Raw genomic sequence first — 24,861 nt, 5'->3', positions numbered from 1 at the left:
TTAAACCTCCTTTTTAATTAAAAATAGCAATGGATTAGATACAGTAAAATTATTTAGCTTTATATTTACCTATGCAACCTTTATGAACCTAATAGGAAACTACCTATCTGGTAAAATAATAAAGCTGTATGGTTTTAATACAACTTTAAGTATAATGGGTATCTTAAGCTTTTTAGCCTTTATACCTGCTCTATTCATAACATCCAGCCAAAGGATAGAAAATAACAATAAAAAGCAGAATAAACTTAAAATAACTAAAAAATGAAATTTATATTCCTATACACCTTTTGTGGTGCCTTTGCCGTGGGAATGATAATACCATACTATACAACCTATTTAATAAACAAAATGAACTATTCCACTGATACTGCAGCTTTTGTAAACAACTTTAATATGCTTGGAAATCTTTTAGCTATGATTATATCCCCTATAATCTCTAAAAGAATAGGTCAATTTAAAACAATAACCTTTGCTAAGCTATTATCATTCCCCTTTGTTTTAATATTTATATTTTTTAATTCAAGTTTAAAATTTATAACCCTTATCTTATGTATATTCTTCCTTACAAGGTCTGTCTTAATAAATATAACCGTGCCTCTTGAAAATATTATTTTTATGAACTCAGTTGACCAAGAACATCAGGCTAAATTTAATAGTTTAGTTGTTCTTATAGGTAATATAACAGTATCTATTTCCTCCTACTTAGCAGGAAATATCATTTCATATACAAAACTTAGTTATTCGCTAACCTTTATTATTTCTGCAACAGTGTTTATAATGCAGGCAATAGCATTTATACATCTTAATAACGTAAAAAGCACCTGATATTAAGGTGCTTTTATAATTCCTCTATTGAAACTACACTATACCCAAATTCCTCTATCTTTTCAACAATATCTTTGTTATCCACATTATCCACATCGCAAACTGCATATTTGTCCTGTAGATTTACTTCAATGTTTGATATTCCTTTAATTTCTGATAGTGCCTCCTTTATGTGTCTTACACAGTGCATACAACTCATACCTTCAATATTAATCTTCTTTTTCATATTAACCCTCCTTTATTTTTTGGCTTAAAGCCCTTTAGTCTCAGTGCATTTAAAACTACTGATACAGAACTAAAACTCATAGCAAGTGCAGCAATCATTGGATTAAGTCTTGGTCCTCCGAATAATACAAGTACTCCTGCCGCAACTGGTATTCCAATTACATTATAGAAAAATGCCCAGAATAGATTTTCCTTTATATTTTTTATTGTTTTTCTGCTTAACTCTATTGCATAGGCTGCATCTAATAGGTCATTTTTCATTAAAACAACATCTGCTGACTCAATTGCTATATCTGTACCTGAACCTATTGCCATTCCAACATCAGCTTGTGCTAATGCAGGTGCGTCATTTATACCGTCTCCCACCATTAAAACCCTCTTATTTTTATTTTGATATTCCTTAACAACATTTGCCTTATCCTGCGGAAGAACCTCTGCAATAAATTCATCTACCATAACCTCATCTGCAATGGCCTTTGCTGTTAAGAAATTATCCCCTGTTAGCATAACCACCTTCTTTTTCATATTCTTAATAAGGTCTACTGCTCTTTTGCTGTTTTCCTTTACTCTATCTGCAATTCCAATTATACCTTTAACCCTTTTATCTACTGCAACAATAATAGCTGTTCGCCCACGCTTTGAAATATCCCCTATATATTCATCTGCCTTTGAAATATCTATACCGTACTCCTTCATAAGCTTAGTGTTTCCAACTAAAACCTCTGTTTCTTGTACTCTTCCATAAACACCGTGACCTGTAATACTCTTAAAATCAGTTACATCGAAAGTATCTATTCCCTTTTCCTTTGAATATTCATACACTGCCTCACCAAGTGGATGCTCTGAAAGTCTCTCTAATGATGCCGCATAGGATATTAATTTTTCTTCCTCTATATCAAAAGTTTTTATCTCTACAACCGTCGGTTTGCCTTCTGTTATTGTACCCGTCTTATCAAGTATAACTACATCTACCCTATGGAGCATTTCAAGGGCCTCACCAGATTTTATAAGTACCCCAAGCTCTGCTCCCTTGCCGGAACCTACCATTATAGCTGTTGGTGTTGCAAGACCAAGGGCACAGGGACACGCAATTACAAGAACTGAAATGAATATTGTAAGAGCAAATACAATATCTTTTGTACCAAAGTACCAGGCTATTGAAGATACTACTGCAATTAAAATAACTACAGGCACAAAATATCCTGAAACTATATCTGCCAGTCTTGCAATAGGTGCTTTTTAGACTGTGCCTCCTCAACAAGCCTAATTATTTGACTTAAAACTGTATCATCTTTTGCCTTTGTTACCTTAAATTTAATCGAACCATTTTTATTTATACTTCCTGCAAATACATTAGAGCCTTCTTCTTTGATTTGGGGTATACTCTCTCCTGTAAGCATCGATTCATCAACTGTGGTCTTTCCTTCTATCACAATTCCATCAACAGGTATCCTCTCTCCTGGCCTAACTAAAACTATATCCTCAACTTCAACTTCCTCTGTTGGTATTTCAATCTCCATATCCTCCTTTATAATTGTTGCCATTTTAGGTGCAAGATTAATAAGTTTTTCAATTGCTTCAGAAGTTTTATTCTTAGCTCTTGCCTCTAAATATTTTCCTAAAAGTATAAGGGTTATAATAGTTGCTGCTGATTCAAAATAAAGTTCCATTGCATATTCTGTATTTCCAATAGATATTTGGTAAATCGCAAATAGTCCATATACTATAGCAGCCGATGTACCTATAGCAATCAAACTATCCATATTAGGAGATAGTTTAACTAAGTTTCTAAATCCTACTTTATAAAACCTTCTTCCTGCATATATAACTGGTATTGTAAGTATAATCTGTATTAAAGCAAAATTTAAAGGATTTTTATGGTGATGAATAATCTCAGGTATAGGAAAACCAATCATATGTCCCATTGCTATATATAAAAGTGGTATTGTAAAGATTACTGCTATTTTTAGGTTTTTAAGTGATTTATCTTTAACATCTTTAATTTTATTATCTTCAACACTTTTTATATCCTCAAAAACTTCATACCCTGCCCTTTTAATAAGATTTTTTACCATAGAAATTCTTATCTTAGATGAATCATATTTAACATACAGCTTTTCAACTGCAAAGTTAACCTCTGCCGATATTATTCCCTCTTCTTTACTTAAAACCCTCTCTATTGTTTTTGCACAAGAGGCACAGGTCATTCCACTTATCTTTAAAGTAGCCTCTTTTATATTTTTAAGCTTGCTCCATACCCAGCCCTTTCTACTGCCTTTATTATGTCTTCTTCACTTATCTTTGTTTTATCATATTCTACATAAAGCTCTTCTATTGCTAAGTTAACCTCTGCCTTTTCAATACCCTCTAACTTTTTACAGCTCTTTCAACAGCCCTTGAGCAAGCTGCACAAGTCATACCTGTTATTTTAAACTTATTATTCATCTTTTCACCTACCTTGTTAATTTATCAAATACATCTATTATTTCATCTACCTTTTCTTCTCCGTTATTGTTTAAAAAGCTTCCTTTACACAGCTATTTAAATGTCCCTTTAAAATCAACATATTTGCCTTCTTTATTTGCTTTTCTGCTGCAATAATCTGATTTGAGATGTCTATACAGTATCTACCCTCATCTATCATTTTAAGTATTCCTTCTATTTGACCCTTTGCTGTTTTTAAATATTTTTTGCTTCTTCTCTTTCCTTATTCATAATATCCTCCTTTCACCCCCACCCCGTGGGGGTATTATTATAATAACATACATATTTATCTTTTTCAATATGAATATATAAAAATAACTCACATCTACATATGTGAGTTATTTTTTATATATTCAGCAGAAATCCTCATAAATTCTTCTACATCTCCTAAGTTATTTTTTATAATATCATAAACAATTGTATCGTCTAATTCCCAATACATATGAACTAACTTATTCCTAAACTTAGCCATATTTTTAAGGTTCTTAGAAAACTCCTCATCAATTAATCCTATATCTTTTAATATTTCAAATACATCTGCATAGGTTTCTGGAACAGAAATATTTTTGGTAAATTGCTCTAAAGATATTATTCTACTTCCTATGTTTATACAAGTTTCTATGCAAAGCTGAAGATATCTTTCTGCTGCTCCCTTTAATATTTCATCTTTTAAATACTCCTCTACACTATTTTGAGAAATTTTTTTAACATATCCAAGTATTTTTTCAGCAGTCTTAATTGTGTTATTAACTTTTCATCCATCTAAATCCCTACCTTCTTTAAAAACTCCATATTTAAAAAGTTACGCATAGGTTTTATGTCTAAATATTTTGTTATAACACTGGTTTCATAATCCACTACTTTTGCTTATCATAAAAATACAGTATCTCTTTATCTTTAATTACTCCATACTGAATACTTAGAGGAGCTTTATTTAAACAAACCAAATCAATTTCTTCCGTTTTTAAACAACTTATTAAATCCTCATATAAATCTTTTTCTATCTCCTCTAATATGCCTTCATATTTTTCATTAATCAAAATCGCTATGTCTATGTCACTTAAAGGAGTAACTTCTCTTCTATGAACTGAACCAAAAGATAAGCAACTATTACCTTATCTTTATATTTACTAAATATATCCTTAAGCTTATTTAAATTAGAATATACCTTTGAAAAATCAACCCTCTTATCTCTTATCAAATATACCACCTACCCTACTTTTAATTTAATATTAGCATTATACCCATTATATGTCTATACAATAAATAGGTGGCAGTGCCACCTATTGTAAATGCTTTAAGTTTTCAAGCTGTTCCCTTCTATGCTCCTGTTTTTCCATTGTCTTTTGCAATGTGAATTCATCCATATTATGCTTATTATGATCAAGATAATGTTCTGTATAAATTAGATTCTTTTCAATATTTTCAACTTCCCTCTTATAAAAGTCATCATCTTTCCCATAAGCAATTAAATTTCTTAAATGCTTAATCTGTTCTTCCCTTTGTCTTTGAAGTTCAAGTACATATTTTATTTCGTCTAAATCAGTAATATTTGAGTGTTCCTCAAGATGTCTTTCTGTTCTTGTATGCTTTTCAACTAAGTCTATAAGTTGGTCAACTCTCCTTGCATTAACTTCCTTTAAGCTGTCTTGTCCTTCACAATCATTATGATTATTTTTTATGTGAGGCATATAAACACCTCCTTTGTATCTTAATATTAGTTTGCTTAATCTAAAGATAAATATGTCTTTAAAATTAAATCAAATATTCCAACCTTTAACCTTAACTACATTATTTAAAATATTTGTTGCTTCCTTTATATCAATACCACTATTCAATGAAAGTATAAGACCAAGTATTGCAGATTTAGTAAGCCTTTTAGGTAATAAATTTATTTCTTGCTTATTACATACTATATAATCCTTAGATATCAAACTCATCCAATAATTTTCAATTGAAAAGGCTAAATTTCTATATATTTTATCTAATTGTTCTATATTAAAATCTATTATTTGTATTCCCTTGGAATTTTTTGACTTAAAGCATACTATATTATTTATTTTTTCATATACATAAATAAGTCCTACATTATTTTTTACAGTTTCTATATCTTTATATCCTTTTTCTATACATTCCTTTGCAAAACTACTACAAAAATTCTTTATTTCCTTTATCTTTGATTTTGTTGGTCTACTTAATATAAGATTATCTCTTTCTAAAAATATAATAGGTTTTTATCCCTATCTATTAATCTAAAAAATTATCAATAAAGCTAACATAATTAATTCCACCAAAATCCCCTTCACCATAATAAGTTAAAATATAATTTATATTATCTTGTCTTTTTTTATTTCATATAATATTTCTATATAGTTCATAAAGCACATATCTAAAAAAACAAATCTAATCTTTTTCTACAATCCAAAAGAGCCTTGTTTATACTATAGCACATATCTTCTATAGGCATAACATAGGGAACATCAAAGGTAAAATCCGTTATTCCACCAACGAAGGAAAAACCGTGGGAAGCAATAACAAGTGCATTATATTTTGCCTTTGAATTTTTTAACCCCCAACATATAAATTCATAAAGTTCCTTTGGATGTGCCATATTCCTTTTTCCTAAATCAATATGATTTACCACTCCATCCTTTATATTATACCTTCTTACTCCAGTCCATTTATCCTTTACATCACATATATTCTCTAAAGGTCTTATTACCTTAACAAATTCTCTATTTTCTCTACCAACTTCAATAAACAAATCAACTTCCTTTGATTTAAATTGTAAAAGTAACTCTAATGCACTATATATTTCTGGTTCAATCTCATTATTCCCATCTAAATAAAAAGGACACATAAATTCTTCATACATTTTTTCCTATAATTGCTTTATTTTATTATATGTTTAATAAACATAAATATCTTCTAAATTTTATAAAGTTACCTCCCATTCATCATTGTTATAAAGAATGAATATAATAATACGAGAAAAATCTTTTAGGAGGTCAATATGGCAATATCTCCATCAGAATTCTTAGTAAATCAATCGCTACAACCTTTAAAAATTGTACTTGGTAAAACTTCTACTTTAAACCTTACCTTCTCCAACACAAGCTTAGTAGATAGAGGATACAACCTTTACTTTGAACTTACTATTCCAGATGGCTTTTCATTTCAATCAAGCAGCATCTCTCCTACAGAAGTTATAAATAACTTAGATGGTTCAATTACTGTAAAGTGGGTTAACGTTAAGAACCTTGCTCCAAACGAATTAAACTACACCGTATCTGTTGAAATAAAATCGGAAGAATACTTTAGAAGCACTTCACTTCCTGTTCCCTTTGATATACCCGTTCCAAATCTAAATTTAGTTGCAAAGGTTGATACACTCCCAAGAGGAAATGACGACCCTGGTAATTTAGAAGTTATAAAAAGCATAACAAATAATATAATTCCCTTAAGATACAATCTAATAAAACAAGGGCCTGGCAAAATGCCAAAGGGCGCGGGATTGATTTTAGCTCCAAATCCACTTTGGCCATTTACCTATACCCTTATATTAGACAACAATACCCGTGAATCGTCAAATATAACATTGATTGATAACCTTCCAAATGGAATCAGATATTTAGGCAATATCACTGCTTCAGGACCTAATTCCTCAAGCTTTTTAAATCCAAATGTATCAGTACCTTCACCTTCTCCAGGTTGTAAAAACTATACTGTTATAGACTGGGGTAGCAAAACTTTATCTGCAGGAAGTACCAACACCATAAACTTTGATGTTGCTATATGGGATAAATATACCTTAAGCTGCACAGAAAATTCAGGACAAAAATACCCCACGATACACCTTTAGTAAACACAGCTATACTTGATGGTCTATCAGGTCCTGTAACTGCAAACTTAACTACTATCGCAAAGGATATTACAATAGATAAATCTATTATAGGCTCATCTATAACTGACGTTGGAGTTACAAACTCATATAGACTCATATATAAAGTAAACCAATATGACAATGTAAACAATGTTGTAATAGAAGATATAATACCTGATGGAATGGAATATGTTTTAGGTTCTGCAAATCCTTCTCCATCATCAATTACTGTAAACCCTAATGGAACAACAACCCTAATTTGGAATTTAGGTACCTTAACCACTGGTACAACAGGTACTATAACATTCCAAACTTTAACAAAAGCAAACTATGTAAATTCAAATCCTGTTGCATCAAATGACAGTCTAACAAATAGATCAAATATTAATGGAATAAACCAGTCTACTCTTTGGCAAACACCAGATAGTTCCTCTGCAACCTCATACATCAAAAGACCTTTTATAGACAAGCAAGTTTTAGGTTACTACTACAAAGACGGTACACCTAAGCCATTTGATGTGGCTTCTCCTGGAGATTTAATTGAATTTTTTATTGAATATAATGCCTTAAGCTTAAATGCTGCTCAACTTAATATAGAAATAGATGATTATGCACCATATAATATGGGACCTTTGCCACCTTCACCAATCATCTATGGTGGAACATTGATAGGACCTTTTGCTCCCTTTACCGTTTCACCTAATGGATTTAGATGGAGTTTAGGAGATTTACCTGGAAATACCCTGTGGACTGCAACCTTTAAAATCCCTGTTTTAAATCTACCAATCAATACTGTAAAAAACAACCTTGCAAAGCTTGCAGGAAGAAATAGTTTAGGGCTTTCATATAGCGATAGAGACCAAGTTGAAGTAAAATTTGGAACACCAAATATAGAGTTTGATAAATCAGTTACAGGGCCTAATGTTAATGCAATTCAAGCTGGTGAAGTTTATACCTATACAATAACAATAAAAAATACCCAAACAGTAGATAATCTTACAACAGATGCCTTTATGATGACCTTAACAGATATAATTCCTGATGGACTTTTGTATAACGGTAACTATTCCGTAACAGGTACAGGAATATATGATGCTCCAAGTTTTGTAGGACAAAATGTTTCTATGCTAATAAGAAAGCTTGCACCTGGTGAGAGCTTAACCTTTAGCTATGAAGTTTTAGTTACAAACATAGTTGTAAGTGGTCAAGTTTATATAAATAAAGCCATCCTTACAAGGCCTTATTCTCAAATGGATATATCCTATCAATACCCAGGAGACCCCTTTGAAGATTCTACTATACTAAAAACCGAAAGATTAAAAATAGTAAAATCAATAAATCCTGTAACCGTAAAGGTAGGAGATACTGCAACCTATATACTTGAAGTAACTGTTCCAAAGGGAACTATTGCCTATAACGTAAAGGTAACCGACACATTTAAAATTCCTGAACAAGTTTTTGTTGGAAATGCAACATTAGATGGTAACCCAATTACCGTAGTAGTTACTCCACCAAATGTAATCTTTCCAACTATACCCGTAGTTAATGCTACACTTAATGAGGTTAAACTCCTTTACTCCTTTGATATTAGGGTTGTATCTGCTGCCCATATTCCTCCATTTAGCGAAAATCAGCTAAATACAGCAAAGGTTGAATGGGATATTGATACCTCAGGTACACCTGCTATACCAGAAACAACAAATAAGAATTTAATAGTTAAAACTCCAAATATAATTGCAACTAAAGAGCAAAGAAACTATACACTAAATGGAACATTTAGAACAACTGATTTAAGTTTTAGCGTAGGAAATGTAATTGAATATAGAATTACAGTAAATAATAATGGTCTTGAAACAGCCTATAACACAGTTATTACAGATGTATTAAATCCACTTTTAAGTTTTGTCTCTGGCAGCTTTAACGCAACTTTAGGTACTCCATCCTACTCTTTAGGCACAGTAACTTGGACTATACCTGTACTTCTTACAGGTCAGTCTGCAACACTAACCTTTAGGGTTGAAACATTACCAGGCTTTGCAGCAAACTCATCAACATCAAATAAAGCAACATTTATTTATAACACCAATGACAATGGATATGGCATAGAATATAGTGGAAGTTCAAACACTGTAAATCTAATAGCTCCAAACCTAACTTTGGTAAAAACTGCATCACAACTATTGGCAGAAATAGGCGATGATATTGAATACACCTTAACCGTAACTATCCCCTATGGAGTATATGTTTATTCCCTTAGGCCAAGGGATACACTTCCAACAGGACAAACTTATATTGGACCAGCAACAAGGCAGCAAGACGGTGGACCAATTATACCTGTTACACCAACTGTTATTGGTCAAGTTGTAACCTTCCCAACAGAACCTAACCTTTACTCATACCCTAATCCAATTACTATTGTTTATAAGTTTATTGCAAGGGTAATAAGCGGAAACCACAATCCTCCCTTCACACAAACACAGCAAAACCAGTCAAGAATAGATTGGGCACTTGTATCTGGTGGACCTCTAACTAAAAATAGAACATCAAACTTAAATATAACAGTTAGAACACCAAATATAGTTATAATTAAAGAACAAATGAATGCAACACAAGGCATAGGCTACACCCAGGATGCAATATTCTCAAACCCTGATGATGAAATCTATTACAGAATAACAATTAATTCAAATGGTGCATCTCCTGCCTATAATATAAACCTAAGCGATGTAATAGACTCTAATTTAGAATTTATATCAATAATTAGTGCATCAGTTGGAACTCCTTCCTATGTAGCAGGTCCTCCTGAGGCAGTTAATTGGAATATACCTGTTTTAAACAACGGCTCAAGTGCCACACTTGTATTCTCTGTTAAAATTAAATCTCCAATTGCAGCATCAAACTCAATAACAAATAAAGCAACCTCAACCTATGACTCAAATGATGTAAATCCTGTAACCTACAATGCACAATCAAACACAACAAGAATTTATATACCTGCACTTACAATAACAAAAGAAGCCCTTCCAAACCCTGCAAAAATAGGTGATGAAATAACCTATACTATTACCATTCCTATTCCTCTAAATATCATAGCATACAATTTAACTGTAACAGATGTATTTCCTATTAAGCAGGAATATGTGATTGATAGCTTTACACGAAATTCACTGCCTGTTACTCCAACAGTTATTGGTAACACCATAACCTATCAAGAATCTGCACCTATTTTAGGACCAACAACCCTAATATATACTTTTAAAACTATTGTAAGAGATGGTAAAACAACTCTACCTTATACTGAAATGCAAAGAAATAATGTGTCAATAAAATGGGATTTAACTGCTGTTGGTCCTTCTGCACCAGTTGTTTCAACATTTGTTGATGTAGAGGTTAGAAGTCCTCATATAAAGATTGAAAAATGGCAAAAGAACGTAACAAAGGGTGGAGACTTTACAAAAATCCTCTCCTTGATATTGAATCTGGTGATGAAATACACTATATGATAACAATTACAAATGACGGGCTATCTGATGCATTTAACATTGTAACAACTGACGATCTATCAGTATATTTAACCTTTTCATCTGTTATACCTCCTGCACCATCAGGTACTGTAGTTCATCCTACTCCACCAACACCAGATGGTACAGTAACCTGGACAGAAGGTTTCCTTGCTGTATCAGATACCAAAACACTTATATTCTCCTGCACAGTAAATTCTATTCCTATACCTGGTGAGGCTGTTGAAAACTTTGCAACAAGTCTTTATGATACAAATACAGTAAATCCATTAACTTTAGGCCCTGTAAAATCAAATATAGTTACCTTTAACTACGCCTACCCTGAAATTATAAAAACAGTAAATAAAGAAAGTGCACTTGTAGGAGAGGAAATTGAATATACCATAAATGTAAGGGTTCCTCTTGGTGTAAAGATATATGATGTTACAATAAACGATATATTACCAACTGAACAGAGCTATGTTCCGTTTACCCTTACTAAAAACGGTGTAAATATCGGATCTGCTACCTTAACCTTCCCTACTGAAACCGAGATAGATGCAACAATATCAGAAGTAAATATAGAGTACAAATTCAGGGCAAAAATAAATAGTATAACATCACCTCCACAGCAGGGACAAATAAATACAACCACTCTTGATTGGAAGTACACTCCACTTGGTCCAGATGGGCCTCAGCAATCCTCTACCTCGACTATTTATGTGTCAGATGCAGAACTTATATTAACAAAATCTCAAAAGAACGTAACAACATCTCCATTTAGTCCATTTACAACAGATGATATATTGGTTAACGTAGGTGATTTAATATACTATGAACTTAAAGTAAATAACCCTAATAGCTATGGACTTGTTAATGTAACTATATCAGAAACAATAGATGAATTACTAACCTTTATAGGTATAGCATCAATAGATACAGGAACACTAACAGTTGTATCAGGAAATTTACTATGGACTATACCATCAATTCCAGCAAATACTGAATATAAAGCTATAATAGCCCTTTCTGTAAATTCCGGTGGGCTTACAGGTGAAAGAATTCCAAATAGCTTTAATGCAATCTTTGGCATACAAGGAGAAACACCACTTGTTTATTATGGCCCTAAAAATTCAAATACAGTTTATGCTATCTTAGGTGAACTATCTGTTTTAAAATATGCCTCAAATGAAAGCTTTAGAGTTGGAGATATTATAACCTACTTCATAGAAATAACCGTACCCTTTGGAACAATAGCTAAAAATATTGCTGTAAAGGATACCCTACCATCTAAACAGATTTATTTAGGCCCTGCAAGCTATGATTCAACCTTCTTAACCCCTATATTTTCTAACGGCGACATCATATTTAATATTCCAGTTGTTGACGCAAGGTTGGAGAAGAAAAAGATAACAATAACATTCCTTGCAAGGGTACTTGATGGAAACAATGTAGAGCCTTATGTTGAAACTCAAAGGAATATTGTAAAAGTAACAAGCGAAATAGATGATGAAGGAACTTTAAGTCCTGAAATAGAAGAATATGTTGATGTTGAAGTAACAAGACCCTATGTATTTGTTGCAAAAACCCAAAGAAATATAACCCAAGATACAGGTTATACAACAGATATAATGCCTGTTTTAGCAGATGATATACTTGAATTTAGATTGACTGTCCACAACTTTGGTTCATCAACAGCCTACAATATAGCAGTAGAAGATTATATCTCACCTTATTTAGAATATACAGGGTATTTTGACGCCTCTATAGGTAATGTTAACTACCTTCCTCTTTTAAGAAGGATAGAATGGACTATAGATGAACTTCCTATAAACACTGTAAAATCACTTATATTTAGAGTTAAGGTTGTAGGTGGTATTCCTGCAGGTGGATTCTCTAAAAACAAAGGAAGTTTTATATACTCAACTAATAATACAACTCCAATAACCTACCCTAAAGAAGATTCCAATGAAGTTATTCAAAAATTCCCTGATATTGAGGCAAGCAAAACTGCTGATATATATTACACCACTATAGGAACTACTATTAGATATACTGTAACCTTTAAACTTCCAAAGGGAACAAGTATAGTAAATGGACAGTTTACAGATATACTGCCAATTGGTCAAACCTACGTAGGAAATGCAACCTTAATGGGACATCCAATAGAACCTGTTTTAGTTGAAGCCCAAACAGTAGTATTCCCTGTTGTTCCTTATGGATATGCTGAAGAAGATGAATATTACAACTACTCCTTTGATGTATTAGTAGAATCTGCAGTTATAGACCCTGTAACCTTAATTGAAGCTCAGCAAAACTGTGCCTTTGGAGTTTGGTATTTAACACCTGAAGAATTAGGACCAGGAATTCAAACTTGTTCTAATGTATATGTTACTAATATAGAAACTAACCTATTAAAAGAACAAAGAAATAAAACAAAGGAAGGAGATTTTACAACTGAAAACATTGTAGGTTCTCTTGGTCAGCTTGTTGAATATAAACTTGTTGTTACAAATAGCGGACCAAATCCAATGTATTCAGTACAAATAAAGGATGTTTTAAACAGTGACTTGAAATTTATTGAAGTTGTATATTCGGAGGGTACAGTTACCCATACAGGAGAAGCAAGCGATGGAACTGTTGATATTTATATAGACAGTATTGGTGTTGGCGAAACAAAAACCTTTATATTCAAAGTTAAAATACTAAGGCGTGCTCAAGGTACAATTCAAAATAAAGCTGATTTGACATTTAAACTATCTCCAGAATCTGATATAGTTTTTGAAGGTATTAAATCTAACAATGTAATAATTAACAATCAAGGTTCAGGAAGTCGTGGAGTGTCTATAAAAAGATATTAGAAATAAGTAATTCAGACTAACAAAAGGTGCTATGCACCTTTGTTTTTTACCTTAATTTAACTGTGCTATAAACTAAGCTTAGTATTAAAATATTACAATTAACTCAAGAAAATAAATAATAGGATGTGAAATTATGTTATCTTCTACACATAAACTAATTGGTAGCTCTATTATATCTAATATCAAGGAAAACTTTGATATCTATATTTACGAGCATCAGTTTTTAAATGGATGTGTTAAACCCGATTACTCCATACCTTTATTTTTAATTCCACATTATAAAGAAAAATCCTTTGACTATATAATTCAAATGATTAAGAATCTTACATTTCTAAACTTTTTCAAGAGAAAGACCTGAAATTATTCTACACTAATCTTGGAGTTATAACTCACTTTCTATGTGATTACTTTTGCTATGCCCATAATAATAAAAATCTTAATCCCATTCTTCTCCACTTAAAATATGAAAAGGAACTTCATAATGTATTTCAAGAACTATCAATTGATAAAATAATTAACTCTTCTGTAGAGGCATTCATTTCTCTTGAACTTTCATCTCTATTTCAACTTAAAAACTTTATTGATGCTAAACACCAAATTTATATGTCAACTCCACATCATATTGAAAAAGATATATACTATGCTATTGAAGTGTCAACAACAGCAACTAATTTTATAATCAATTACCTCCTTGAAAACCTGAAATATAATGTAGCATAAAAAAATATATGATATATAATATAATTGAAATAAGTCTATAGGGGGTAAACTTATGAAGAAAGTAGCTGTTGTATTTAATGGCGGTACTATTTCAATGAAGGTAGATCCAAAGCTTCAAGCTGCTGTACCAAGTCTAAGCTCTGAGGAAATAATGGCAATGGTAACAGGTGTAGAAGGTTTTGCCTCAATTGAAAGTTTTACATTTTCTAAACTTCCAGGACCACATATGACACCTGAAAAAATGCTTGAACTATCAAAATTCATAAAAGATATACTTGATAGAGACGATATATCAGGTGTTGTAGTAACCCACGGTACAGATTCACTTGAAGAAACTGCATACTTTTTAGATCTAACTATAAACTCAGAAAAACCAATAATAGTAACAGGAGCTATGCGTAATAGCTCAGAACTTGGATATGATGGTCCTGCAAACCTTGCAGCATCAATTTGTACTGCAATTTCAGAAGAAGCAAAGGGAAGAGGTGTTCTTGTTTGCTTCAATGATGAGCTTTTCTGTGCAAGTGAAGTTACAAAAGAAATTCAATGAGCTTAAATGCATTTCAATCACCTCTGTTTGGACCTATTGGAATAATAGACAGCAATAAGGTTATATTTTACCGCGACAGCATAAGAAAGCAACATATCGAAATAGACAAGGTTAATGCAAATGTTCAACTCATCAAATGCGTAACAGGTATGGATTCCACTTTAATAGATTACTGTATTGAAAAAGAGTAGATGGATTTGTTATAGAAGGTATGGGAAGAGGCAATGTTCCACCTAATATGGTCCCCTCAATTAAGAAGGCAATAGACTCTGGAATTCCAGTTGTGGTTGTTTCAAGATGCTTTGAGGGACGTGTTTTAGACAGCTATGGATATCCAGGTGGAGGACGCGACCTTAGAAACTTAGGTGTCATATTTGGAGATACTCTTCCTGGCCAAAAGGCAAGAATAAAGCTTATTGTTGCATTAAGTAAGACAAGGGACTTAAATGAAATAAAGAAAATTTTTGAGATGGAATTGTATAATTAAAAAGTGCCATTAATGGCACTTTTTAATAGGCTCTTCCCCAATAAACCATATGCTTTGCTGGTTTTCCACAGCATACACAGGTACTACTTAGTTGTTCTTGTTCAAATGGTATACATCTTGACGTTGCACCTGTTTCTTCCTTTATCTTGTCTTCACATTCTCTGTCTCCACACCACATAGCCTTTATAAATCCTGGCTTATTTTCAACTATATCCTTAAAATCCTCCATATTTGTTGCAACGTATGTGTGTTCATCTCTATTTTTTCTTGCAGTTTCAAGCATATTGTTGTGTATGTCGTCAAGAAGCTTCATTACTTCTTCCTCTAAGTTATCCATAGACACTACTATTTTTTCCATAGTATCGCGTCTTGCAAGAACAACTTGATTCTTTTCTATATCCTTTGGACCAACTTCAAGTCTAACTGGAACACCCTTCATTTCGTACTCTGCAAACTTCCATCCTGGCATCTTATCTGAATCATCAAGTTTTACTCTAACTATCTTTGAAAGTCTTTCTTTTAATTCATTTGCTTTTTCAAGCACGCCTTCTTTGTGTTGTGCAATTGGAACAATTACAACTTGAATTGGGGCTACTCTTGGTGGAAGTTTTAAGCCATTATTATCACCGTGAACCATTATAACTGCACCAATTAATCTTGTTGTAACTCCCCAAGATGTTTCATATACATACTGTAATTGTCCATTCTTATCAAGGTATCTTATATTAAAGGCCTTAGCAAAGTTATCTCCAAAGAAGTGGGAAGTACCTGTTTGAAGTGCCTTTCCATCGTGCATTAGGCTCTCTATTGTGTATGTCGCCCTTGCTCCTGCAAACTTTTCCTTTTCTGTCTTTCTTCCCTTTATAACAGGTATTGCTAAAACCTCTTCACAATGCTTAGCATATATGTTTAGCATTCTAATTGTTTCTTCCTCTGCCTCTTCTGCTGTTGCGTGAATTGTATGACCTTCTTGCCATAGGAATTCAGTTGTTCTTAAGAAAGGCCTTGTAGTCTTTTCCCATCTTACAACTGAACACCATTGATTATATAGTTTTGGTAGGTCTTTGTAGGATTGAACTATCTTTGAAAAATGTTCGCAAAATAGAGTTTCTGAAGTTGGTCTAACACATAATCTCTCTGTAAGCTCTTCACTTCCACCGTGTGTTACCCAAGCCACCTCTGGTGCAAAACCTTCAACGTGTTCTGCTTCCTTTCTTAAAAGACTCTCAGGAATAAATAGTGGCATATAAACATTTTCGTGTCCTGTTTCTTTAAATCTTTTGTCTAAATCCTTTTGGATATTTTCCCATATTGCATATCCATAGGGCCTAATAATCATACATCCCTTTACACTTGAATAATCAATTAATTCAACCTTCTTAACAATATCCGTATACCATTGGGCAAAATCTTCATCCATAGAAGTTATCGCTTCTACAAGCTTTTTATCCTTTTCCTTTGCCATATTATCTCCTCCTTATTTTATGTAATATTTTCATATCTCTCTAATGCTTTTAGTTTAAGACATACACCTAATTAATATACTTTTCCCTTTAGCAATAAAAAAACCTCGAATCCCAAAAGGGACCGAGGCGTAATTTCGGCGGTACCACCCTAATTAATATGCAAAATGCATATTCTCTCAAATTGATAACGGTCAAACCGCTGCAGCCTACTAACCTTCGGTGCAGGACTCAGAGGTGGGTTCAAAATCAGTCCTTTAGGAATTCGCACCAACCATTCCCTCTCTGAAAAGGAGCTAACTTTTACTATTCCTCTTCATAGTCTTTTTATATAATTCTTCATAATATTTTACCACAATTTTTATAAAATGCAATTACATTTTGTACACAATTTAAAATTTCAGTTATAAACTTTTTATTCATATTATTAATTTTTTATAGTATTATATTCTATGGGGTGATTTTATGTTAATTGCAGTTATTGATGGTCAAGGTGCTGGAATTGGTCAAGCAATTATTAAAAAATTAAAGAAAGAATTTGATAACCAAGTTAGAATCGTAGCTCTTGGACTTAACAAAACCGCACTTAAAAATATGTTAAAATCTGGTGCAGAAGAAGGCATAATAGGTAGTAAAAACATAAGTGAATATATATTAAATAATGATATAGGCTTTATAATTGGACCAATTGGAATACTTTGTGCTGGTGGAATATGTGGTGAGGTTACCTCCACAGTTTCAAAGGCAATATTTAACTCCCCGCAACTAAATTAATTATACCCCTACAAAAACACGGTATATACATACCCAACACTCAAGAGCTATCTATAAAGGAGTGCATTGATATATTTGTAGAAAAATAAGGGAGCAGATATAGCTCCCTTTTATACAAGCTTGTACTTTTCTGTAATTTTAACAAGTACAGGTATTACAATAAGTTGTATTGCTATTCCCCATATACACTTCACAAAGGATGCTGTTATGAACATATTTAGCATATATTTTTACCCATTGAAGTTAAAAGAATATAGTTAGCAATACCCGAAACTAACCTACCAAGAAACATTGCAACAATTAAAGAAACAAACAGATTTATTTTTCTCCTCTTATATAGGTATCCTGATACAAATCCATAGGTTGCAAGCTCAAAGGCCATAGCAACAGCCACAGGATATATAGGTGGCATACCTGTAAGTATTGAACTTAAAAAGGTGTTATGAATCCAATAAGTGCACCATATCTTTCTCCTAATATAAATCCACACAGAAGAACAGGTATGTGCATTGGTAAAAATACATTGCCTGGAAGACCACTCATATGAAATATGCTTGGTATAAGAAGACCAAGTGCTAAGAATAATGATGCAAGTACTAATTTTTTGTCCTTGACATAATAAGAACCCTCCTTTGAAAAATTAAGTTGGTTATATTGTTGTAACAAAAATAAAAAGGTAGAGCAAAACGCCCTACCTTCGTGGTAAGCAAATATTGTTAATAAAGAATATCTATAGAAGCCTTCGTGACTTCTTCTACATTATAATATATATTCAACTCTGTTTCAAGATTAGAACTCACAGTTTCCTGGTGTTCTTGGGAATGGAATAACGTCTCTTATGTTACCCATACCTGTTAGATACATTATCATTCTTTCAAATCCAAGACCATATCCTGCGTGCTTAGTTTCTCCATATTTTCTAAGCTCTAAATACCACCAGTAATCTTCTTTTCTCATTCCAAGTTCCTCTATTCTCTTAACAAGTACATCATATCTTTCTTCTCTTTGGCTTCCACCTATTATTTCTCCTACACCTGGAACTAAAAGGTCTGCAGCTGCTACAGTTTTACCATCATCATTCAATCTCATATAGAAGGCCTTAATATCCTTCGGATAGTTAGTTACAAATACTGGCTTTTTAAATATCTCTTCTGTGATATATCTTTCGTGTTCTGTCTGAAGGTCGCAACCCCATTCAACAGGGTATTGAAACTCTTTTCCAGATTTCTTTAAAAGTTCAATAGCTTCTGTGTAGGTTATTCTTGCAAATTCTGAATTTAAAACATTGTTCAATCTATCAAACAGTGTATTGTCTATAAAATTATTGAAGAATTCCATTTCCTCTGGTGCATTTTCAAGTACATAGCTTATTATATATTTAACCATATCCTCAGCTGTATCCATATAATCATTTAAATCAGCAAACGCCATCTCTGGTTCTATCATCCAAAACTCTGAAGCGTGTCTTGCTGTATTTGAATTTTCTGCTCTAAAGGTTGGTCCAAAGGTATATACTTTTTTATAAGCAAGGGCAAAAATTTCTGCCTCAAGCTGACCACTAACTGTAAGATTTGCTTCTCTTCCAAAGAAATCCTCTGAAAAATCTATACTTCCATCCTCTTTTCTTGGAATATTATTTAAGTCTAAAGTCGTTACTCTAAACATTTCTCCAGCACCTTCACAGTCGCTTCCTGTGATAATTGGTGTATTTACATAAACAAATCCTCTTTCTTGGAAGAACTTGTGTATAGCAAAGGCTGCAACAGAACGAACTCTAAATACTGCAGAGAAGGTATTACTTCTTGGTCTTAAATGTGCTATTGTTCTTAAATACTCAAATGTATGTCTCTTCTTTTGAAGAGGATAATCTGAATTTGACATACCTTCTATAATTATATTTGTAGCTTGAACTTCAAAGGGTTGCTTTGCTCCTGGAGTTTCAACCAATTTTCCTTCTACTGTTATTGATGAGCTTATTGGAAGTTTTTCAACTTCCTTAAAGTTTTCCAATTTTTCATCAAAAACCACCTGAAGATTTTTAAAGAAAGTACCGTCATTTAATTCTATAAATCCGAATGCCTTTGATGATCTAATAGTTCTAACCCAACCAGATATTTTTACATCTTGGTTTAAATATTTTTCACTCTCTCTATAGAGTTGCTTTACCTCTACTGTTTGCATAGGCTACCTCCTCTTTGTTTTATGTGTAAAGATTAATTTTTCCTTAAGCTATTATTTTATAAATATAAAAGCTCTTCATCCCACAATGGGACGAAGAGCTTATCTTCGCGGTACCACCCAAATTGCCTAAAAGGCCACCTCTATGTGGATATAACGCTCCACCAGCGTCTTAGTCTACTCTCACAGGATTTCGGTAAGAGACTCCAGGATGTTCTTCAGCCTAAGTCCAGTACCAGTCTTCCACCACCACCGGCTCGCTTAAACCTTCTCTTAAGCCTACTCTTCCCTTCATAGTCTTTATCATTTTATTATAAAAATTATATTACTAATAATTACATTTGTCAATCAATTATAACCTCATCATTAAGTTTAGGTATTTCAACCTCACATTTAACAAATCTTTTAAGTTCATCCTTTAAGTTCCTTGCTGCCTCATCTTCACCGTGGGTTACAAATATCTTTTTACCTACACCATTTTTTATGTTCTTTACCCAATTTAATAGTCCTCCTAAATCTGCGTGTCCCGATAATGATGGTATACTATATATTTTTGCATTTACAACCATCTCTTCTCCAAATATTTTTACCTTCTTTTCCCCATCTAATATCCTTCTACCTAATGTTCCTTCTGCCTGATAACCAACAAAAACAATAGATGTATTCTTCTTCCAGATATTATGCTTTAAATGATGTTTTATTCTTCCTGCCTCACACATACCACTTGCAGAGATTATAACTACTCCCTGTTTTTCATTTAATGCTTGAGACTCCTCTGCTGACTGGACAATATGAAGATTTTCAAAATGAAGTACATCTATATCCTTAGATAGTAGATTTAATGCCTCTTCATCATAACATTCCTTATGTTTTTCGAATATCTCAAGAGCCTCCTTTGCTAAAGGACTATCAAGATAAAACTCTATATTTTTTAACTCTTCTTTTTTCAATATCAATATATTGATTTAAGATATATAAAACCTCCTGCGTTCTTCCTACCGAAAAGGCGGGTATTATAACGTTTCCTCCTGTTTTTACGGTATTTACTATTATATCAAATAATGATTTAACCTCTTCTGCCCTTGATTCGTGAAATCTATTTCCATAGGTTGATTCAATCACAAGATAATCTGTATAATCAATATATTCATAGTTTTTAATTATTGGTATATTGAAGTTTCCCAAATCTCCACTAAAGGTTATTATAATCTCTTTTTATTTTCTTTTATTTTTAAAACAACTATAGAAGAACCCAAAAGATGTCCTGCATCTTTAAACATAAACTCGATATTCTTATCTATAGTAATCCATTTGTTGTATGATGCCTTATAAAGATAGTCATTAACAACCAGTGCATCTTGAACTGTATATAAGGGCTCTACAGGGTCAAGTCCCTTCCTAAGCCTCTTTTTAGTTCTCCATTTTGCCTCAAATTCCTGAATATGTCCACTATCCCTAAGCATTATACTTACTAAATCACAGGTTGCAGATGTGGCATAAATAGTTCCCTTAAATCCCTGTTTATAAAGCATAGGCAGTCTTCCCGAATGGTCTATGTGGGCGTGGGTTAATATAACAAAATCAATATCCTTTGGATTAAAGGAAAAGGGTTCATAATTTAAATCAAATACACTACCTTGAAACATACCACAATCAATCAAAAACCTTCTTTTATTTGTTTCAATTAGATAACAGGATCCTGTGACTTGTCCTGCTGCACCACAAAATTTAATCTTCATTTTAAGCCCCCTTTTTATTATTATATCATATTTTGTTGTAATTTTCTTTCAATTGACTTTATAATTTGTTTTTGATACAATTTTGTTAAAATTAAATTCGGAGGTGTAATATGGGCCAAATTCTTTCAAATCTGATCAACACTACCAACAACATCCTTTGGTCTTATGTTATTATTGCTCTATTAATTGCAGCTGGTCTTTATTTTTCCTTCAAAACAAAATTTGTTCAACTAAGATATTTTAAAGAAATGTTTAAACTTCTAACTGAAGGGACAAGCAGTGCAAAGGGGACAAGCCATATATCCTCCTTCCAAGCCTTCTGTATAAGTACAGCATCCCGTGTTGGAACAGGTAATCTTGCTGGTGTTGCTACGGCAATAACTGTAGGTGGTCCTGGTGCTGTATTCTGGATGTGGGTTATAGCACTTATAGGTGGTGCATCAAGCTTTGTAGAAAGTACACTTGCTCAAGTTTATAAAGTAAAGGACGGAGAAAACTATAGAGGTGGACCTGCCTACTATATGGAAAGAGCCCTTGGTCAAAGATGGATGGGGATACTTTTCTCAATCCTTATAACAATATGTTTTGGACTTGTGTTTAACTCAGTTCAAGCAAACACTATATCCTAGGCATTCCAAAAGGCTTTTGGAATTCAAACCTATGTAACTGGTAGCATAGTTGCTGCTATTACTGCCTTTATTATATTTGGTGGTATAAAGAGAATTGCTAAAACTGCCGAAGCAATTGTTCCAGTTATGGCAATAGCATATGTATTAGTTGCACTATTTATAGTTTTAAAGAACTTCACATTAATCCCTACAGTATTTAAAATGATTATTGAAGGTGCCTTTGGAATAAAACAAGCAGTAGGTGGAGGAATAGGTGCCGCAATAATGATGGGAATTAAAAGAGGATTATTCTCAAATGAAGCTGGTATGGGTAGTGCCCCAAATGCTGCTGCAACAGCACATACTTCACATCCTGCAAAACAAGGTCTTATTCAAACGCTTAGCGTATTTACAGATACACTTTTAATATGCAGTGCTACAGCCTTTATAATATTAACATCAGGAGAGTTTACTAATCCTGAAATTCAAGGAATACAGCTTACTCAATCTGCACTTGTTCACCACGTTGGTTCTTGGGGAAGCATTTTTATAGCAATATGTATATTCCTATTTGCCTACAGTTCAGTTATAGGAAACTACTACTATGGTGAAACAAATATTGAATTTATTAAACCTAATAAAACTTATTTAACTATATATAGATTGTTTGTTATAGCAATGGTTATGTGGGGTTCAGTTGCATCACTTCAAATAGTTTGGGATTTAGCTGACCTATTTATGGGACTTATGGCTATACTAAATATAATTGCAATTCTACTTCTTGGAAATGTTGCCTTTAAGGTTCTATGGGATTATGAAAAGCAAAGAGAAGAAGGATTTGATCCTAAGTTTAGAGCAAGAAATATCGAAGGCTTAAATAATGCTGATTGTTGGGAAGAGTAAAAGGCTTGGTTTAAACCAAGCCCTTTTTATTATATACCTGCTATCTTCTTTATTTCACTCTTTATGTTATCTGATTTTGGTCCAAATATAGCTTGTATACCATCACCAACTTCAACTACTCCTGCAGCTCCAAGTTGCTTTAATCTGTCCTTATTTACCTTCTTAGGATCAACTACATTTACTCTAAGTCTTGTTATACAAGCATCAAGGTATTTGATATTTTCTTTTCCACCTAAAGCTTCTAAAACATTTGCCGCAAGTGTTGAATTTGTTGCTGCAGCTTCAGCTTCAACAGTTTCATCGTCTTCTCTACCTGGAGTCTTTAGATTAAACGTTCTTATTGCAAATCTAAACTGAAGTAATAAATTACTGAGAATACTAAACCTACTGGTATAACAAGCCACCAGGATGTTCTGTTTGGTATTACACCAAATAATATAAAGTCAATTACACCACCTGAGAATGTCATACCTATCTTAACATTTAGTATGTGCATTAGCATAAATGAAAGTCCTGCAAATACACAGTGTACAGCATATAGTGCTGGTGCTACGAATAGGAATGTAAATTCAATTGGTTCTGTAATACCTGTTAAGAATGATGTAAGTGCTGCTGATGCCATTATACCTGCAACAACCTTCTTCTTTTCAGGTCTTGCTTCGTGATACATAGCAAGTGCTGCTGCTGGAAGACCAAACATCATAAATGGGAACTTACCTGTCATAAATGTACCAGCTGTAAATGGAACTCCATCCTTAAGCTGTGCAAAGAATATTCTTTGGTCTCCGTTTACAAGTTCCCCAGCTTTGTTTACATATTCACCAAATTGATACCAGAATGGATTATAGAATATATGGTGTAGTCCAAATGGAATAAGTGCTCTTTCTATAATACCAAAAATAATGCTGCTAAAGTCTTGTTTGCATCAATCATTGAAGTTGAGAAGGTATTAAGTCCATTTTGTATTGGAGGCCATACAACAACCATAACAAGTCCAAGTATTATTGATACTGCTGCTGTTATAATTGGAACGAATCTCTTTCCTGCAAAGAAACCTAAAAATGGTGGAAGTTCTATTGTATAGTACTTTTCATATAACGCATAAGCTATAAGACCTACAATAATACCACCAAATACACCCGTTTGAAGTGTTGGGATACCAAGAACATTTGCATAAGCTGGACTCTTACCTATATGTTCTGGTGTTACACCTGCTACTATTCCCATAGTAACATTCATTATTAGGAAACCAACTATTGCTGCAAGTCCTGCAACACCTTCTCCTCCAGCAAGACCTACTGCAACACCAACTGCGAAAATAAGTGGAAGATTACCAAATATAATACCTCCTGATTGTTCCATAACCCTTGCTATAGCTTGTACACCTGCTGAACCGAATGCTGGTGCTTTTTCTAAGAATGATGGGTTTTGGAACATATTACCTAATGCTAATAATATACCTGCTGCTGGAAGTAGAGCAACTGGTAGCATTAGGGCTTTACCTACTTTTGTAGGACTCCAAATGCTTTTTTGTTGACATAAACTTTCCCCTCCTAATGAGTTTTATATATTTTTATATGGTGTAAAAAAATTAAGGCATGAGTAAAGGTACAATAAATTAGGCCTCCAAATGGATGAACCTAATTTTCCATACCTTTTAC

22 protein-coding genes, 5 pseudogenes and 2 other annotated features are annotated in these 24,861 nt (G+C 33.0%); of the genes and pseudogenes, 10 read left to right on the top strand and 17 right to left on the bottom strand.

Features of this window, described 5'->3' with window-relative positions; genetic code table 11:
• Positions 1-16: 16 nt before the first annotated feature.
• Entirely contained in the window at positions 17-265 is a 249-nt protein-coding gene (locus PL321_RS08905; protein WP_337961142.1) for a hypothetical protein, read from the top strand.
• Positions 262-825 (top strand): MFS transporter, encoded by a 564-nt coding sequence (locus tag PL321_RS08900; RefSeq protein ID WP_273964224.1) that lies wholly within the window; start codon positions 262-264, stop codon positions 823-825. The genes PL321_RS08905 and PL321_RS08900 overlap by 4 nt, the downstream gene beginning before the upstream one ends.
• A 13-nt stretch (positions 826-838) precedes the next feature.
• Here PL321_RS08900 and PL321_RS08895 read toward each other — a convergent pair whose 3' ends face one another.
• The 9 genes and pseudogenes from PL321_RS08895 to PL321_RS08855 all read right to left on the bottom strand — a co-directional run bounded on the left by PL321_RS08895 (position 839) and on the right by PL321_RS08855 (position 6,394).
• On the bottom strand, positions 839-1,051 hold the full coding sequence (locus tag PL321_RS08895; RefSeq protein ID WP_273964223.1) for a heavy-metal-associated domain-containing protein: 213 nt from the start codon (positions 1,049-1,051) through the stop codon (positions 839-841).
• Positions 1,048-3,495, bottom strand: a pseudogene (locus PL321_RS08890) (heavy metal translocating P-type ATPase). Before PL321_RS08890 ends, PL321_RS08895 begins: the two are co-directional and overlap by 4 nt.
• Positions 3,496-3,503: 8 nt before the next feature.
• Positions 3,504-3,765 (bottom strand): annotated as a pseudogene (locus PL321_RS08885) (metal-sensing transcriptional repressor).
• Between the two features lie 94 nt (positions 3,766-3,859).
• A complete protein-coding gene (hepT, locus tag PL321_RS08880; RefSeq protein WP_443110766.1) occupies positions 3,860-4,234 on the bottom strand; it encodes a type VII toxin-antitoxin system HepT family RNase toxin in 375 nt (124 codons plus the stop codon).
• 157 nt (positions 4,235-4,391) lie between these two features.
• Positions 4,392-4,574 (bottom strand): hypothetical protein, encoded by a 183-nt coding sequence (locus tag PL321_RS08875; RefSeq protein WP_273964222.1) that lies wholly within the window; start codon positions 4,572-4,574, stop codon positions 4,392-4,394.
• 20 nt (positions 4,575-4,594) lie between these two features.
• Entirely contained in the window at positions 4,595-4,735 is a 141-nt protein-coding gene (locus PL321_RS08870; protein ID WP_273964221.1) for a hypothetical protein, read from the bottom strand.
• An 82-nt stretch (positions 4,736-4,817) separates the two neighbouring features.
• Positions 4,818-5,225: a hypothetical protein gene (locus PL321_RS08865; protein WP_273964220.1), complete on the bottom strand. Its 408-nt coding sequence runs from the start codon at positions 5,223-5,225 to the stop codon at positions 4,818-4,820.
• 69 nt (positions 5,226-5,294) lie between these two features.
• Positions 5,295-5,474 carry a hypothetical protein gene (locus PL321_RS08860; RefSeq protein WP_273964219.1) on the bottom strand — a complete coding sequence of 60 codons (180 nt, stop codon included), beginning with the start codon at positions 5,472-5,474 and terminating at the stop codon, positions 5,295-5,297.
• 449 nt (positions 5,475-5,923) lie between these two features.
• A complete protein-coding gene (locus PL321_RS08855) occupies positions 5,924-6,394 on the bottom strand; it encodes a hypothetical protein (RefSeq protein ID WP_273964218.1) in 471 nt (156 codons plus the stop codon).
• 153 nt (positions 6,395-6,547) lie between these two features.
• On the opposite strand from PL321_RS08855, the gene PL321_RS08850 reads away from it, so the two are divergent.
• The 6 genes and pseudogenes from PL321_RS08850 (at position 6,548) to PL321_RS08835 (ending at position 15,535) form a co-directional block, all read left to right on the top strand.
• Positions 6,548-7,396: a hypothetical protein gene (locus PL321_RS08850; RefSeq protein WP_273964217.1), complete on the top strand. Its 849-nt coding sequence runs from the start codon at positions 6,548-6,550 to the stop codon at positions 7,394-7,396.
• A 203-nt stretch (positions 7,397-7,599) separates the two neighbouring features.
• Positions 7,600-10,920 carry a hypothetical protein gene (locus PL321_RS08845; protein ID WP_273964216.1) on the top strand — a complete coding sequence of 1,107 codons (3,321 nt, stop codon included), beginning with the start codon at positions 7,600-7,602 and terminating at the stop codon, positions 10,918-10,920.
• A complete protein-coding gene (locus PL321_RS08840) occupies positions 10,836-13,778 on the top strand; it encodes a hypothetical protein (protein WP_273964215.1) in 2,943 nt (980 codons plus the stop codon). Before PL321_RS08845 ends, PL321_RS08840 begins: the two co-directional genes overlap by 85 nt.
• A 133-nt stretch (positions 13,779-13,911) precedes the next feature.
• Positions 13,912-14,136, top strand: coding sequence for a zinc dependent phospholipase C family protein (locus tag PL321_RS21255; RefSeq protein ID WP_443110702.1), 225 nt, complete (start codon positions 13,912-13,914; stop codon positions 14,134-14,136).
• Positions 14,106-14,498, top strand: coding sequence for a zinc dependent phospholipase C family protein (locus PL321_RS19875; protein ID WP_337961141.1), 393 nt, complete (start codon positions 14,106-14,108; stop codon positions 14,496-14,498). Before PL321_RS21255 ends, PL321_RS19875 begins: the two co-directional genes overlap by 31 nt.
• A gap of 52 nt (positions 14,499-14,550) precedes the next feature.
• A pseudogene (locus PL321_RS08835) lies at positions 14,551-15,535 on the top strand (asparaginase).
• A gap of 22 nt (positions 15,536-15,557) precedes the next feature.
• Here PL321_RS08835 and proS read toward each other — a convergent pair.
• Positions 15,558-17,000 (bottom strand): proline--tRNA ligase, encoded by a 1,443-nt coding sequence (proS, locus tag PL321_RS08830; RefSeq protein WP_273964214.1) that lies wholly within the window; start codon positions 16,998-17,000, stop codon positions 15,558-15,560.
• A 114-nt stretch (positions 17,001-17,114) separates the two neighbouring features.
• Positions 17,115-17,327: a binding site (T-box leader), on the bottom strand.
• A gap of 136 nt (positions 17,328-17,463) precedes the next feature.
• On the opposite strand from proS, the gene PL321_RS08825 reads away from it, so the two are divergent.
• The gene (locus PL321_RS08825; protein WP_273964213.1) at positions 17,464-17,772 is read left to right on the top strand and encodes a DUF3842 family protein; all 309 of its coding nucleotides are present in this window, start codon (positions 17,464-17,466) and stop codon (positions 17,770-17,772) included.
• A 217-nt stretch (positions 17,773-17,989) separates the two neighbouring features.
• Here the strand turns inward: PL321_RS08825 and PL321_RS08820 are convergent, their stop codons facing one another.
• The 6 genes from PL321_RS08820 to PL321_RS08795 form a co-directional block, all read right to left on the bottom strand.
• Positions 17,990-18,184 (bottom strand): hypothetical protein, encoded by a 195-nt coding sequence (locus PL321_RS08820; RefSeq protein WP_273964212.1) that lies wholly within the window; start codon positions 18,182-18,184, stop codon positions 17,990-17,992.
• A 17-nt stretch (positions 18,185-18,201) separates the two neighbouring features.
• Positions 18,202-18,438, bottom strand: coding sequence for an ECF transporter S component (locus tag PL321_RS08815; RefSeq protein ID WP_273964211.1), 237 nt, complete (start codon positions 18,436-18,438; stop codon positions 18,202-18,204).
• A 123-nt stretch (positions 18,439-18,561) separates the two neighbouring features.
• Positions 18,562-19,953, bottom strand: a complete 1,392-nt coding sequence (gene asnS / locus PL321_RS08810; RefSeq protein WP_273964210.1) for an asparagine--tRNA ligase — start codon at positions 19,951-19,953, stop codon at positions 18,562-18,564.
• A gap of 83 nt (positions 19,954-20,036) precedes the next feature.
• Positions 20,037-20,254, bottom strand: a binding site (T-box leader).
• 40 nt (positions 20,255-20,294) lie between these two features.
• On the bottom strand, positions 20,295-20,900 hold the full coding sequence (locus PL321_RS08805; protein ID WP_273964209.1) for an MBL fold metallo-hydrolase RNA specificity domain-containing protein: 606 nt from the start codon (positions 20,898-20,900) through the stop codon (positions 20,295-20,297).
• Positions 20,860-21,135 carry a hypothetical protein gene (locus PL321_RS08800; protein ID WP_273964208.1) on the bottom strand — a complete coding sequence of 92 codons (276 nt, stop codon included), beginning with the start codon at positions 21,133-21,135 and terminating at the stop codon, positions 20,860-20,862. The genes PL321_RS08805 and PL321_RS08800 overlap by 41 nt, the downstream gene beginning before the upstream one ends.
• A 17-nt stretch (positions 21,136-21,152) precedes the next feature.
• The gene (locus PL321_RS08795; RefSeq protein WP_273964207.1) at positions 21,153-21,689 is read right to left on the bottom strand and encodes an MBL fold metallo-hydrolase; all 537 of its coding nucleotides are present in this window, start codon (positions 21,687-21,689) and stop codon (positions 21,153-21,155) included.
• Between the two features lie 110 nt (positions 21,690-21,799).
• Between PL321_RS08795 and PL321_RS08790 the strand changes: the two are divergent.
• Positions 21,800-23,200: pseudogene (locus PL321_RS08790) on the top strand (alanine/glycine:cation symporter family protein).
• Positions 23,201-23,229: 29 nt separating this feature from the next.
• On the opposite strand, the pseudogene ptsG reads toward PL321_RS08790, so the two are convergent.
• A pseudogene (ptsG, locus tag PL321_RS08785) lies at positions 23,230-24,732 on the bottom strand (glucose-specific PTS transporter subunit IIBC); the annotation flags it as partial.
• Positions 24,733-24,861 lie beyond the last annotated feature (129 nt).

Source organism: Caloramator sp. mosi_1, assembly GCF_028622835.1.
Classification (GTDB): domain Bacteria; phylum Bacillota; class Clostridia; order Clostridiales; family Caloramatoraceae; genus Thermobrachium.
Note: the sequence above shows the minus strand (reverse complement) of the source record. Positions and strands in the feature narration are given on the sequence as shown.